We start from the raw sequence: 14,609 nt of genomic DNA on the forward strand, positions 1-14,609 counted from the left end.
ACCTTACGAACTAACTTTTCGCAAGCCCCTGGGCCAATTTGGTCGGATGCTTTACAAAACCGTGATGCGCCGTGTTCGGATCGTTACCGACGCCCGCGCGGGTTTCCCGCTGTGACCGGCGGTTCGTGCGTGACCAGCCCGTGACCTCGACACGCAGGCGCGTCGCCTACCATGGGGGGAAGCGTTGATCACAGTCGGGGGTGTGGCGTGACGAATCTGGCGACCGAGTCGCAGGCAGGGAAGGCGTCAGGGGATGACGCCGTCCAGGCCGAGCAGGCCGTCGAGGACGAGCAGTCCGCAGCGGCGGACAACACGGAATCGAATGCCGTGAACGAGACGGATGCTGAGGCCCCGGCGGATGCCGAGACGGCCGACTCCGTCGCGCCCGCGGATGCGGACGACTCCCCCGCTGACGACGCGGACGCGGAATCGGCGTCTGAGCCTGAGGCCGAGGACGAGGCGGAAGAGGCGCCCGAGGGCGAGGCCGAGCTCGACGAGTCGTCTGAGCCCGCAGCCGCTGAGGACGACGCCTCCGCAGACGAGCCCGCAGACGAGGCAGAACCCGCCGACGAGGCAGAGCCTGCAGACGAGGCAGAGCCCGTCGACGAGGCCGCCGCCGCCGAGGACGCCGAGCCCGCCGTGGCGGCCGAGCCCGAGGCATCCGTCACCACCGACACCGATGCCGATGCCGATGCCGATGCCGATGCCGAGACCATCGCCGTCGCGACGACCGTGCTCGCCCCTGCCGGCGCGACTGCGCTCGCGCCGACCGCAGATCTCTCCGCCGAGCCCGCGACCGCCGTCGCCACGGCTACCCAGACCGCTCCGGCCGACGGCTCCCCCACGTTCGCGTGGGCGCCGGCCGAGCCCAAACCGAAGAAGAAGCGCACGGCGATCTGGGTCGGCGCAGCCGCCGGCGTCGCCGTGATCGGGCTCGTCGTCTCGTCGCTCGTGCTCATCGCGCCCGGCACCACGGTCGCCGGCGTGCCGGTCGGGTGGCTGACGCCTGGCGCGGCCGCCGATGCCATCGAGCAGCGCTTGGCCGAGACGACGGTCGTGCTCACCGGCGCGGGCGAGGACGCCGAGGTCACCGGCGCCGAACTGGGCGCCGCGGTCGACGCGAAGGCACTCGCCGACGCCGCGTTCGCGCAGCACCCGATGTGGAACCCCACCGCCTGGTTCGCCGCGACCGATGCCGAGATCGAGCTCGACCCGGCTGCCGCCACCGCGGCCCTCCGCGAGGTCGCGCCGCAGCTCTACACCGACCCGACCGACGCGACGCTCGCGTTCGACGCGGCCACCGCGTCGTATGTCTCCACGGCCGCCGTCGCCGGCGCGGGGATCGACGTGGCCGCCGTCCAGGGCGCCATCCAGGCGGCCTTCGAGGCCGGTGAGACCCGCGTGCAGCTCGACCCGGTCTCATCCGAGGTTCCCGCCGACATCTCGACCGAGACCGCCGACGCGACCGTCGCGCAGCTGAACGGCATGCTCGACACGGCCGGCTTCTACGTCGGCGAAGAGCGCACGGTGCCGATCGACCGCGCGACGCTGGCAGGCTGGCTGACCGTCGCACCCGACCCCGAGAACGCCGCGTACGACATCACCGCCGACAAGGCCGCGATCCAAGCCGCGGTGGACGGTCTTCCCGCCGCGGTCAATCGGCCGGCCGAGAACGGCGCCGTCATCACCAACTCGGCCGGCAAGGTCCTCCGCGAGGAGGCGCCCGGGATCTCGGGGCGCGAGGTCGGCGACACCTCGAACTTCGCCTCCGACTTCGCCACGCAGCTGGCCACCGGCAACGCGGTGTTCGAGACGCCCGTGACCGAGGTCGCGCCCGTCGTCTCCACGTTCGCCCGCACCGTCGAGGTCGACCTGTCCAGCCAGACGGCCACCCTCTTCGAGAACGGCAACGTGGTCGCCTCGTACACGATCTCGTCGGGACTCTCCGGCACGCCGACGCCCACCGGGCACTTCACCGTGAACGCCTTCACCCGCGTCCAGGACATGGGCGCGCTGTGCTACAACCCGGCCGCGGTGAACAGCTATTGCACGAAGGACGTGCCGTGGATCACCTGGTTCGCACCCGACATCGCGTTCCACGGCGCTTCGAACTTCCGCAGCCGCCTGGGCTTTCCGCAGAGCCACGGCTGCGTGAACATGTGGAACGACGACGCGAAGTTCGTCTACGACTGGACCGCGCGCGGCACCGAGGTCTGGGTCCACGCCTGATCGCGGTCACGCCGCCACGCTGACCCGCCGCCTGCCGGCGACCCCGGCGATCACGAGGCCGAGCCCCGCGACGGCCGTGAGGCCCAGCCCGATGATCGCGGGGATGACCCCGGCCGCGTCGGCGGTGAGCGCCGCCCGCAGGAGCGCCGTCGCGGCCGCGGTCGGCAGCGCCGCCGCGAGCTGCGAGATGACCGGCGGAACCGTTCCCGCGAGCCCCGCCGCGAGCGCCACGATCGCGATCAGCGCGGCGACGAGGCGGCCGGTGGCGCCGAACGCGGCCGCCAGTCCCTGATTCGCGAGACCGAAGACCGCGCCGCAGAGCATCGCCGACGCCACGAACGCGATCCACTCGAGCGGGTTCACGCCCACCGACGTGAGCACGGCCGCACCGACGACGACCCCCTGCGCGGCGCAGATCGCCAGCGTCGGCACGACGGCGCGCAGGGCGATGGCGACCGAGCCCCTGCCACTCAGCAGACGCGCGGTCGGCACGGACTGCACCGCGATCGCCGTGACGAGGGCGCCGAGCCACAGCGCGATCATCGTGAAGAGCGGAACGGATTGGATGCCGGTGGCCGGCGTCGTCTGATCGACCACGACGGGCTCCGCGACGACTTTCGACAGCGTGTCGATGTCATCGTCGGTGTAGGTGGGGAGCTGGGTCGACGCGGAGTCCAGCCCCGACGACAGCTCGGCGGCGCCGGCGCCGACCTGTGCGGTGCCTGCGGCGAGCTGGGCGGCACCGGAGGCCACCTCGCCGCCGCCCGCGCTGGACGAGGCGGCACCGGCCGACACCTGGCCGGCGCCCGTCGCCGCGCTGTCGATGCCACCCACAACCCTCGGCAGCGCCGCGGCGAGCGCGTCATTGCCGACGGCGACGCGGCGCGCGCCGGTCGTGAGGTCGCGCAGCCCCGCGTCGGCCGCCTCGAGCTGCCGGAGCGCCTGCGTGGCGCGATCGCACAGCGTTCCCGGTCCGGGGAGTGCGCACAGTTCGGCGACGACCTCCGCGAAGGCGAGGGTTGCGGCGTCCGCCTGTCGCAGCGCCTGGTCCAGCGAACCGGCGACCCGGTTCGCCCCGGCGGCGACGTCGGCCGCCGCCCGCGGCAGCGGTCGGGCTGAGGCGTCGAGCTGCGCCAGCCCCGAGGCCAGGCCTGCAGCTCCCGCACTCAGCGAAGCGAGCCCTGACGACAGCGCGCTCGCCCCGCTCGACAGATCGGCCGCTCCCGTCGCCGCCGAGGCCGCCCCGGCAGCGACCTGATCCGCCCCTGCGGCCGCCTGGCCGATCTGGTCGGCGATCGTGTTGAACCCGGCGTAGACCTGCTCGAGGTAGCGGCCCGTGAGCTCCCTGCCGAGGGCCGCAGTCGCAGCCTGCGTCACCGCGCCGGTCAGCGCGGGGTCGAGCCAGGCGGACGCCGGGGTCGTGCGCACCTCCACGACCGCCTGCCGCGCCTGTGCACCCGGTCCCGAGATCGAGGTGGCATCGGCCGAGAAGGTCGGGGGGATCCGCACGACGGCCACGTATCGCCCGGCTGCGAGCCCCTCGGCGGCATCCTCGTCGTTCGTGAGCACCCAGTCGAGACTCGGCGGCGGGTCGTCCGTGGTGTCGACTCCGGGCTGCGCAGGCTCCTGAGCGGCCATCAGTCCTGCGGCGAATTGCCGCCCGAGCGGCACGGACTGGCCGTCGACGGTGACGGGCGTGTCATCGTTCACGATCGCGGCGGTGAGCCGCTCCGGGTGCGCCGTGGGCGCCGCGAGTGCCCACGCCAGGATCCCTCCGATCAGGAGCGGCACGATGATGAGACCGATCACCGCCAGGCGCCCGAGCCGCGGCGACCCCGAGGTCGCGCTGAACGCGGCCATCAGTCCGGCCCCGCCGGCGCCGCGGTGGCACCGCCCACCGCCACGAGCGCACGATCGCGGTCGCCGCCGGCGAGCCGCACGACGACGGGCGCCGCGTCCGCGGGCAGCGCCGGCTCGACGTCGACGGTGTCGCGTGCGGCGACCACCAGGGCCAGCGCGGGATCGGCGGCGCGCGCCGCCGTCAGCTCCCCGTGCACGCGCCGCAGCGCCGACGGGGAGCCGACGTCGTCGAGCCCGTCGACGAACACGAGCGCCGGCCCCGAGCCGAGCGCCAGGTCGAGGCCTCCGGCGTCCGGGGGCACGCGCCAGTACGACGTCCGGGCGCGCACCGTGGCGGTGCGGGCCGGCAGCACGAACCCCGCCACCCTGACGCGTCCTGCGGCGAGTTCGGCCCGCCCGCACAGCGCGGCGAGCATCGCGCGCCGTTCCGCAGCATCCGCCCCTTCGATCACGAGGATGCCGCCGGGCGCGAGCTCCGCGTCCAGCGTGCACTCGTGGTCGTGCACGCGCGCTCCCTCGGCCGCCAGCGCGAGGTCGCGGCCGGGCCATTCGGCCAGGGCGAGCTCTTCCGCGAGCCCCTCCCCCTCGACGTCGAATGACGGCAGCAGGCGGTCCAGCCACGCCGGCATCCACCATGCGTGGTGCCCGAACAGCACGAGCACCGCCGGGATGAGCGTCATGCGCACCAGGAACGCGTCGATGACGACGCCGACGGCGAGCCCGAAGGCGATCGGCTGGATGTTGGCGTCGCCCTCGGGGACGAACGCGACGAACACCGCGAACATGATGGTCGCGGCCGCGGTGACGACGCGAGCGGATGCTGCGAACCCGTCATGCACGGCACGCACCGGCTCGCCGTGGTGGACGTAGTCCTCGCGCATCCGGCTGACGAGGAACACCTCGTAGTCCATCGCGAGCCCGAAGAGCACGCCCATGAGGATGATCGGCATGAAGCTGATGACCGTCCCCACCGCGGCGACGTTCAGGGCGTCGGCGAAGACCCCGTCGACGAAGACCAGCGTGGTGAGGCCGAACGCCGCGCCGATCGACAGCACGTAGCCGAGCGCCGCGGTGATCGGCACGACGATGGAGCGGAACACCATCGCGAGCAGCACGAGCGAGAGCCCCACGACCAGGATGCCGAACGGCAGCAGCGCGCCGCCCAGTCTCTCCGAGATGTCGATGCCGGCCGCCGTGTATCCCGTCACCGAGAGGTCCACGCCGTACTCGGTCTCGAAGTGGTCGTGCATGCCGCGCAGCGTCGCGACGAGGTCCGCCGTGGCGACCGAGTCCGGGCCGCCGTCGGGGATCACCTGCACGATGCCGGTGTCGCCGGTCTCGTTCGGCGTCGTGAGCGGCACCGAGGCCACGCCGTCGACCGTCGCGATCTCGGCGCCGAGGTCGTCCATCAGCCCGACCGGATCCGTGCTCTCGATCACCGATCCCGTCACCAGCAGCGGGCCGTTGTATCCGGGACCGAAGTGCTCGGCGATGAGGTCGTAGGTCACGCGGCCCGGCTCGCCCTCCTCCATCGATCCCGCGTCGGGCAGGGCGAGACGCAGGTGCGCGGCGGGGAGGGCCGCGAAGGCGAGCAGACCGACGATCAGCACCACCGTCACGAGCGGCCACCGCGTGACGGTGCGGACCCAGCCGCGGAAGAACCCGCCCGGCTCCCGCGGGGTCGGCGCCGAGTCCGCGCCGTCCGGGTCGGTCGCATCACCCGCAGCGGCAGCATCCGGCGCCCCTTCCGCGTCCTCTTCCGCCTCGGCCGGATCGATGAGCTCCACCTCGGCGTCGTCGAGCGCAGGCCGCTGCCCGTCATCGTCGACCGCATCGACGGACTCCGCGTCGACGACGTCCGCAGCATCCGTGTGCCGCGCGGGACGGTAGCGTCGCGGCACGACGCGCCATTTCGCGAACCCCAGCAGCGCGGGCGTCAGCGTGAGCGAGACGAGCACGGCCAGGGCGACCGCGACGGCCGCGGCGACGCCCATGGTCGTGAGGAACGGGATGCCCGCGACCACGAGCCCGAGGAGCGCGATGATCACCGTGAGCGCGGCGAACACCACCGCCGACCCCGACGTCGCGATCGCTCGCGCCGCCGCCTCTTCCGGTTCGACGCCCTCCTTGAGCTGGTCCTGATGTCGCGCGAGCACGAACAGTGCGTAGTCGATGCCGACGGCGAGTCCCAGCATGAGGGCGAGCAGCGGAGTGGTCGAGGTGATCGTGGTGAACCGCGTCGCGATGAGCACGATCGAGAGCGACGCCCCGACGCCGACGATCGCCGTGACGAGCGGCAGCCCGGCGGCCACCAGTGAGGCGAACGTGAACACCAGCACCACGAACGCGACGCCGATGCCGATGAGCTCGGTGATGCTGATGCCCGTCGAGCTCTGCGAGAAGAGCTGCCCGCCGACCGACACCTCGCAGCCAGGGGGCAGGGCGTCCTGCAGCGCCGCGCCCGCATCCTGCAGCGCCTCGCCGGTCGAGGCGTGCACGGCGGTGCCGCTCACGGTCAGCTGGATCGGCACCAGCACGGCGTCGCCGTCGGCGCTGATGTTCGCCGACGACGCCTGGCCGTACGGCGAGGTCGCCGACGACACCTGCGGGATCTGGGCGATCGCATCGACGGATGCCTCGACCGCAGCCTCGAAGTCGGGATCGGTCGCCGACCCGCCCGGCGCCGCGACGGCGATCAGCTGCGCCGATCCTCCGCTCACCTGCGGGAACGTGCGGCCCAGCGCATCCAGTGCCTCCTGGGACTCGGTGCCCGGGATCGTGTACGTGTTGTCGGTGCCCGTGCCGAGCAGCGCCGCGCCCGCGAACAGTGCCATGAGCACCGCGATCCACACGCCCAGCACGAGGCCGCGCGCGCGGAAGGCCCAGCGCCCGAGCGTGTAGAGCGCAGACGACATCGTCCCCCCTCGGAAGGGCCGCCCCTCCCCAGCGGCGGTGGCGCCCCCCAGGGTAGGACTGCGCGACCTCGGGATCAACAGCCCCGGAGACGACGGAAGGACGGATGCCGAGGCATCCGTCCTTCCGTATCTCAGTCGTACGTTTCGACTGGTCCGCCGCTGACGCGTCGGACGCTCAACGACCGGCCCTCTTGGTCGCTCAGCTCCGCTGCGCGACCAAGGCGTCGATGACCTCGTTGAAGGTCTGCGACGGACGCATGACACCGGTGACCAGCTCGGCGTCGGGGCGGTAGTAGCCGCCGATCTCGACGGCCGAGCCCTGCACCGCGAGGAGCTCGTCGACGATCTTCTGCTCGTTCGCGGCGAGCGCCTCGGCCACAGGGGCGAAGGCCGCCGCGAGGTCGGCGTCAGCCTGCTGCTTCGCGAGCTCCTGCGTCCAGTAGAGGGCGAGGTAGAAGTGGCTGCCGCGGTTGTCGATCGTGCCGAGCGCACGGCCGGGCGACTTGTCGTTCTCGAGGAAGGTGCCGGTCGCGGCGTCCAGAGTGTCGGCGAGGACACGTGCCTTGGCGTTGCCGGTGAAGTCGGCGAGGTGCTCGAGCGACGCGGCGAGCGCGAAGAACTCGCCGAGCGAGTCCCAGCGCAGGTAGTCCTCGGCGAGGAGCTGCTGCACGTGCTTGGGGGCCGAGCCGCCCGCGCCCGTCTCGAAGAGGCCGCCGCCCGCGAGGAGCGGGACGATCGACAGCATCTTGGCGCTGGTGCCGACCTCGAGGATCGGGAACAGGTCGGTGAGGTAGTCGCGCAGCACGTTGCCGGTCACCGAGATGGTGTCTTCACCCTTGCGGAGGCGGTCCAGCGAGTACTGGGTCGCCGCGGCGGGCGCGAGGATCTCGATCGTGAGGCCGTCGGTGTCGTGGTCGGCGAGGTACGTCTTGACCTTGGCGATGAGCGCCGCGTCGTGCGAGCGGTTCTCGTCGAGCCAGAACACGGCGGGGGCACCGGTGGCGCGGGCGCGCGTGACCGCGAGCTTGACCCAGTCGCGGATCGCGACGTCCTTCGTCTGGGTCGCACGCCAGATGTCGCCCGGGGCGACCTCGTGCGCGAGCAGCACGTCGCCGGCCTGGTTCACGACCTGGACGGTTCCGGCGGCGGCGAGCTCGAACGTCTTGTCGTGGCTGCCGTACTCCTCGGCGGCCTGCGCCATGAGACCCACGTTCGGGACGGTGCCGATCGTCGCCGGGTCGAGCGGGCCGTGCGCGATGACGTCGTCGATCACGGTCTGGTAGACGCCCGCGTACGACGAGTCGGGGATGACCGCCAGCGTGTCGGCCTCGCCGCCGTCGGCGCCCCACAGCTTGCCGCCGTTGCGGACGAGGGCGGGCATCGACGCGTCGACGATGACGTCGGACGGCACGTGGAGGTTCGTGATGCCCTTGTCGGAGTTGACGTACGACAGGCGCGGGCTGTCGGTCGCCGCGGCGAACGCGGCGGCGATCTCGTCGCCGCCCTCGACGTTCGCAAGACCCGCGAGGATCGCGCCCAGTCCGTCGTTCGGGGTGAGGCCGGCCTCGACGATCTTGTCGCCGAAACGGTCGAACACGTCGGCGTAGTAGGCCTTCACGACGTGGCCGAAGATGATCGGGTCGCTGACCTTCATCATCGTGGCCTTGAGGTGCACCGAGTAGAGGACGTCCTCCGCCTTGGCCGTTTCGAGCGTCTCGGCGAGGAACGCGTCGAGCGCGGCCGCCGACAGGAACGTGCCGTCGACGATCTCACCGGGAAGCACCTTGATGCCGGTCTTGAGCTCGGTGGTGGTGCCGTCGGCCGCGACGAAGCGGACCGAGAGCACGTCGTCGGCGGGGATGACCGTGGTCTTCTCGTTCGACTTGAAGTCGTCGTGGCCGAGCGTCGCGACGCGGGTCTTCGAGCCCTCGCCGAAGGCCTTGTTGCGGTGCGGGTGCTTGCGCGCGTAGTTCTTCACCGACAGCGGCGCACGGCGGTCGCTGTTGCCCTCGCGGAGGACGGGGTTCACGGCCGAGCCCTTGATGCGGTCGTAGCGGGCGCGCACGTCCTTGTCTTCGAGCGACTGCGCCTCGTCCGGGTAGTCCGGGATGTCGTAGCCCTGCGACTGCAGCTCGGCGATCGCGGCCTTCAGCTGCGGGATCGAGGCCGAGATGTTCGGCAGCTTGATGATGTTGGCCTCGGGGAGCGTCGCGAGGCCGCCGAGCTCCGCGAGCGCGTCGCCCACCTGCTGCTCGGGGGTCAGGTTCTGCGGGAACGCCGCGAGGATGCGGCCCGCGAGCGAGATGTCGCGCGTCTCGACGTCCACTCCCGCCTGGCGGGTCACGGCCTGCACGATCGGCAGGAACGATGCGGTCGCGAGGGCCGGTGCCTCGTCGGTGTAGGTGTAGATGATGGTCGAGTCGGTCACCAGTCACGTCCTTCTTGCGGGTCGGCGTTCAGCCTATCGCAAGCGGCCGAGATATCTCGACGTCAAGATACTTCGGCGTATGAACACCGTGTTAATCCGACTTCCGGACGATGCCGGATGCCGCCATGGGGGCTAGCCTGTGGTCCATGGCTGAACTGCGACTCGTCGAACTGTCCGCCACGACCATCGTGGCGGTCAACAATATGTCGCTCAAGCCCGGCCAGGAGGAGTTCCTGTCGCCGGTGAGCTACGGCATCGCGGCGACCGTCGTGAACCCGCAGACCACCTGGCAGCGCGTGGTGGTCGACGGCGAGGAGGTCGTCGCGTTCGTCAGCGGCAACTTCGACCTCGACGACCCGCAGGAGCACTTCCGCTCGGTGCTGTGGCGCATCAACGTGGACGCCGACGACCAGGGCCGCGGCGTCGGCCGCTTCGCCGTCGCGGGCCTGCTCGAAGAGGCGCGCAACCGCGGGATGGACCACGTGAACGTCATCTACGAGGCCGGCGAAGGCGGTCCGCAGGCATTCTTCGAGCGTGTGGGCTTCACACCGGTCGGCGAGACCGAGTACGGTGAAGTCATCGCAGAGATCCGTCTCTGACGCAGAGCCGCACGATCGACCCGAAGACTTCCCCACACAGCGCCCCCCCGGGCGCACAGAGACCGGCGGCGGGGCCTCGAATACCCCTCCCCCATCGAGACCCCGTCGCCTTCTCGGTCCAGACCGTCGAAACGCTTCCGCGCGACGCGCTAGGGTGAGCGCGTGCCGAGATTCGATCTGTCCCCCGCTGAGCTCGCGGACTACGCCCCCGACGTCCGCGAACCCGCCGACTTCGACGCCTTCTGGGCCGATACGCTCGCGCAGTCGCGGCAGTGGGATGCCTCCCCCGACGTCGTGCGCCTCGAGACGCCGTACACGCTGGTCGACATCTTCGACGTGACGTTCCCCGGCTTCGGCGGCGACCCGGTCAAGGCGTGGCTGACGCTCCCGGCCGGTGCCGACGGACCGCTCCCGACGGTGGTCGAGTACCAGGGCTACGGAGGCGGCCGCGGGCTCGCCGGCGAGCGCCTCGGCTGGGCCGCCGCCGGCTTCGCCCATCTCTTCATGGACACGCGCGGCCAGGGCTCGATGTGGGGCTCGGGCGGCGACACCCTCGACCCGCACGGCACCGGTCCCTCGTCATCGGGGTTCATGACCCGCGGCATCGAGGATCCCGAGACCTACTACTACCGCCGGGTCTTCACGGATGCGGTGCGCGCCGTCGACGCCGTGCGCACGCTCCCGCAGATCGACGCCGGCCGCATCGCCGTGTGCGGCGCGAGCCAGGGCGGCGGCATCGCCATCGCCGCGGCGGGACTGTCGGACGGCATCGTCGCGGTCATGCCCGACGTGCCGTTCCTCTGCCACTTCGAGCGAGCCGTCGGCCTCACCGGCGACGACCCCTACCAGGAGGTCGTGCGGTACCTCGCCGTGCATCGCGGTCGCGACGAGCGCGTGTTCGAGACGCTGTCGTACTTCGACGGCGTGAACATGGCGAAGCGAGCGGATGCTGCGGCCCTGTACTCCGTCGCCCTCATGGACACCATCTGCCCGCCGTCGACCGTGTACGCGGCGTACAACCGTCACACGACCCCGGCGAAGCAGATCGAGGTCTACACGCACAACGGCCACGAGGGCGGCCAGGCGTTCCAGTTCCCGAAGCAGGCGCGCTTCCTCGCCGACCTGATGTAGCCCGCACGGCCCTGGTCAGAGGGCCTCTAGGTGCAGCACGAACGCCTGCAGCGGCCACAGCGTCGGCAGTTGCAGGCCGACCTCGGCGAGCAGCGACCCGGGCAGCTCGATCTCGCCGGCGGTGAACCACTCCGGCGCGATCCAGCCGTAGGCGGCTGCGCCGATCTCGCGGCGCACGCGCACACGGTAGCGACGGTCTCGGTCAAGCCCCGGCACGCGCAGTCGCTCGGCGCGGGCGTCCTCGAGGCTCGCCACTGTCGCCACGACGACGACCGCTGCGCCGTCGGCGACGAAGGCCGTCGCGCGCCAGGCGGGGTCGCGCAGTTCGGGATGCAGCATCCGTCCGCCGTGGACGATCGGCCGCAGCTCTTTGTAGAGCGCCGCGAACCGCGTGATCGTGGCGGTCTCGTCGTCATCGCACGAGAGGATGTCCCACTCGAACCCGGCCGAGCCCATGAGGCTCGTCGCCATCCGGTACGACAGCGCGGTGGTGCGCCCCGACGAGTGCGACGTCGTCGGGCCGACGTGCGCGCCGACGAGCTCGGGCGGCAGCAGGAGGCCGGTCCAGCGCTGGATGTCCTGGCGTTCCACCGGGTCGTTCGAGTCGCTCGCCCACACCCGGTCGGTGACCTCGAGGATCCCGAGGTCGGTGCGCGCACCCCCGCTCGAGCAGGACTCGATCTCGAGCGACGGATGCCGCGACTTGAGCTCTGCGATGAGCGCGTAGACCGCCGTCATCTGGGCGTGCCCACCGGGGCGCCCGTCGTGCACGCTCTCGACGAGATCGCGGTTGTGGTCCCACTTGATGAAGTCGATGCCGAGCTCGCCCACGAGTGCGTCGATCTGTCCGAGCACGTGGGCGTACGCGTCCGGATTCGCGAGGTCCATGACGTACTGCCCGCGCCACGACACCGCCGGATCGTGGTCGAGGTGGCCCGCGTGATGCAGGAGCCAGTCAGGGTGGGCGCGCGCCACGTCGGAGTCGAGGCTGATCATCTCGGGCTCGAACCACAGTCCGAACTGCATGCCGAGCTCGTGCACGCGCGCCGCGAGCGGACCGAGGCCCTCGGGCCACACCGCCCGGTCGACGACCCAGTCGCCGAGGCTCGTCGAGTCGTCACGGCGACCCTGGAACCACCCGTCGTCGAGCACGAACCGCTCGATGCCGACCTCGGCGGCGCGCTCGGCGAGCGCGGCGAGTCGGTCGGCGTCGTGGTCGAAGTACACCGCCTCCCACGTGTTGAGCACGAGAGGACGGACGGACGACGGATGCTGCGGCCGCGCCCGCAGCCAGGTGTGCACGCGGTGCGCGAAACCGTCGAGGCCCTCAGCCGTGTACACGAAGGCCGTGCGCGGCGCCCGGTACTCGTCGCCCGGCGCGAGCCGGATCTCGCCGGGGCGCAGCAGCTCGCCGGCGCCGATCAGCGTCACCGCGTCGGTGATGCGGTCGACCCGCGTCGTGAGGTCGCTCGACCACGCGAGGTGCACGCCCCACAGCGCGCCGTCCTGCCAGCGCGGCGCCCCGATCCCGGCGATCGCCGCGACCGGGTTGTCGTGCCCGGGGCGGCCGCGACGCGTCTGCCGCACGGTGGCGCCGGCGGGCATCGGCGTCACGACGGGCCGCTTCTCGCGCGTCCAGCGGCCGTCGAACGTCAGCAGGGTGTCGGTCGTCGACGGCACCGGCAGCGTCGCCTCGAGCCAGTCGACGTCGACCGGCGCGGCATCCGTCGCTCCCTCGTGCGCGAGCGCGTGCTGCACCCACACGACACCGCCGGCCTCGATGCCCACCGTGATCGACAGACGCAGGGCGGATGCCGCATCCCGCGCCTCGACGGCGAACGACCGGTCGTCGGCCTCGAGGCCTGTCACCTTCCACCGCGCGTGGTGCACGACGCCGTCGCGGCGCAGCTGCATCCCGGGGCGTCCCGTCCAGCCGTCGCCCTCCTGCGGGGACAGCGAGACCTGCCACGCGGCGTCGAGCGTGCCCGGAGCGGTCTGGCGGCTCAGCGCCTTCGCGAGGGCGTCGGCATCGGCATCCGTGATCCTGCCGACAGGCGCACCCCAGTGCAGCACGTGCGGAAGACCCGGGCCGCGGGCGTCGACGAGCACGCCGACACCCTCGCTCTCGAGACGGATGAAGCCGGGGGTCATGCGGTGGTCCTCTCTGCGGGGGTGCGTTCGCCGGTGCCGCGCTCGACGATCCAGGTCGGCATCTCGAGCTGGCGGGTGAAGCCGGCGGGATCCTGCATGCGCTCGATCGCGAGCGTCGCGGCCGCCTTGCCGAGCGCGAGCGGGTCGTAGCTGATCACGGTCACCCCGAGCACGTCGGCGGTGTCGAAGTCGTCGAAGCCGACGAGGGCCGTGCGGCCGTCGTCGTGGAGGTCGCGCAGCACGCGCAGCGCGTCGATCGTGACGCGGTTGTTCCCCGTGATGACGGCGGTGGGCGCGTCGTCGCGGTCGAGCAGATCGGCGATGAGGCCGTCGGCGGGTCGCGACAGGTCGTCTTCGAGGCGCTCCCACGCTGAGGAGTCGCGGATGCCGTACGCCGCCAGGGCATCGCGGTAGCCGCGCAGGCGCTCGGCCTGCGTGTAGACGGACGCCGGGTTGCAGATGTAGCCGATGCGCCGGTGGCCGCGCTCGAGCAGTCGCGTCGTCGCGTCGAACACCCCGCGATGGTTCTCGAGCACGATCGAGTCGGCGACGAGGTTGCGCGCCGGCCGGTCGATCGCGATCACCGGCGTGCCGAGATGGCGCTCGCCCTCGAGGTACGACTGGTCGTCGGCGACGGGGATGAGCAGCAGCGCGCCCAGGCGCTGGCCGAGGAGGGCGTCCGCGACGCGCTCCTCTCCCTCGGCGGTGTCGTCGGTCGTCGCGACGACGAGCGAGAAGCCGTGCGACGACAGCTCGCGTTCGATGCCCGCGGCGAGCTTGTAATAGAACGGGTTGTTCAGCTCGCCCATGATGAACCCGATCGTGTTCGTCGGGCCGCCGCGGCGCAGATTGCGCGCCAGCGGGTTCGGGCGGAAACGCAGCCGCTTCGCGGCGCCGAGCACGCGCTCGACGGTCTCGGGCGCGACGAGGTCGCGGTGCGTGAAGACGCGCGAGACCGTCTTGGAGCTCACTCCCGCGAGCCGCGCGACGTCTTCGAGCGTCGCGCGCTGCTGAACGGTCATCAGGGGCCTCCTTGCCGGCGGGGTTCACGCTAGCACCTGTCGCGCGGAAATGTCCACGTAGGACATTGCAGAGACATCGGAGCACCGAAGGACTGACAGATTACAAAATAATCCCAGTTCAAGCGGCTTGTTTCTTTGAATTGCACCGAGCGGACAGGACAAGACAGCGATGACATCGAACGCTTGCGGAAACGCTTCGAATCGCTCTACTCTGACGGCGCGACGAACCACGCAACGGTGCGACGACGCGCACCGGCAGTTCAAGGGCGAACCT

Annotated in this window: 8 protein-coding genes; 3 read left to right on the forward strand and 5 right to left on the reverse strand. The window is 71.6% G+C overall.

The features are described from left to right. Window positions 1–207: 207 nt before the first annotated feature. Window positions 208–2,229, forward strand: coding sequence for a L,D-transpeptidase family protein (locus tag ACFVSU_RS13700; protein WP_387143729.1), 2,022 nt, complete (start codon window positions 208–210; stop codon window positions 2,227–2,229). Window positions 2,230–2,235: 6 nt separating this feature from the next. On the opposite strand, the gene ACFVSU_RS13705 is transcribed toward ACFVSU_RS13700, so the two are convergent. From ACFVSU_RS13705 to ACFVSU_RS13715, 3 genes are all read right to left on the reverse strand, one after another. After that, on the reverse strand, window positions 2,236–4,089 hold the full coding sequence (locus ACFVSU_RS13705; protein ID WP_387143732.1) for a YhgE/Pip domain-containing protein: 1,854 nt from the start codon (window positions 4,087–4,089) through the stop codon (window positions 2,236–2,238). Continuing rightward, window positions 4,089–7,004 carry an MMPL family transporter gene (locus tag ACFVSU_RS13710; protein ID WP_387143735.1) on the reverse strand — a complete coding sequence of 972 codons (2,916 nt, stop codon included), beginning with the start codon at window positions 7,002–7,004 and terminating at the stop codon, window positions 4,089–4,091. Before ACFVSU_RS13710 ends, ACFVSU_RS13705 begins: the two co-directional genes overlap by 1 nt. 199 nt (window positions 7,005–7,203) lie before the next feature. Continuing rightward, window positions 7,204–9,432, reverse strand: coding sequence for an NADP-dependent isocitrate dehydrogenase (locus ACFVSU_RS13715; protein ID WP_387143739.1), 2,229 nt, complete (start codon window positions 9,430–9,432; stop codon window positions 7,204–7,206). A 146-nt stretch (window positions 9,433–9,578) separates the two neighbouring features. Here ACFVSU_RS13715 and ACFVSU_RS13720 point away from each other — a divergent pair, with 146 nt between their 5' ends. Further along, window positions 9,579–10,031, forward strand: a complete 453-nt coding sequence (locus ACFVSU_RS13720) for a GNAT family N-acetyltransferase (protein ID WP_375871394.1) — start codon at window positions 9,579–9,581, stop codon at window positions 10,029–10,031. A 162-nt stretch (window positions 10,032–10,193) separates the two neighbouring features. Beyond that, a complete protein-coding gene (locus ACFVSU_RS13725; RefSeq protein WP_387143743.1) occupies window positions 10,194–11,162 on the forward strand; it encodes an acetylxylan esterase in 969 nt (322 codons plus the stop codon). 15 nt (window positions 11,163–11,177) lie between these two features. Here ACFVSU_RS13725 and ACFVSU_RS13730 read toward each other — a convergent pair whose 3' ends face one another. Together ACFVSU_RS13730 and ACFVSU_RS13735 are read right to left on the reverse strand one after the other, a co-directional pair. After that, on the reverse strand, window positions 11,178–13,313 hold the full coding sequence (locus ACFVSU_RS13730) for an alpha-galactosidase (RefSeq protein WP_387143746.1): 2,136 nt from the start codon (window positions 13,311–13,313) through the stop codon (window positions 11,178–11,180). After that, window positions 13,310–14,335, reverse strand: coding sequence for a LacI family DNA-binding transcriptional regulator (locus ACFVSU_RS13735; protein WP_387143749.1), 1,026 nt, complete (start codon window positions 14,333–14,335; stop codon window positions 13,310–13,312). The genes ACFVSU_RS13730 and ACFVSU_RS13735 overlap by 4 nt, the downstream gene beginning before the upstream one ends. Window positions 14,336–14,609 lie beyond the last annotated feature (274 nt).

The sequence above is a fragment of the Microbacterium sp. NPDC058062 genome (assembly GCF_042885375.1).
Classification (GTDB): domain Bacteria; phylum Actinomycetota; class Actinomycetes; order Actinomycetales; family Microbacteriaceae; genus Microbacterium; species Microbacterium trichothecenolyticum_C.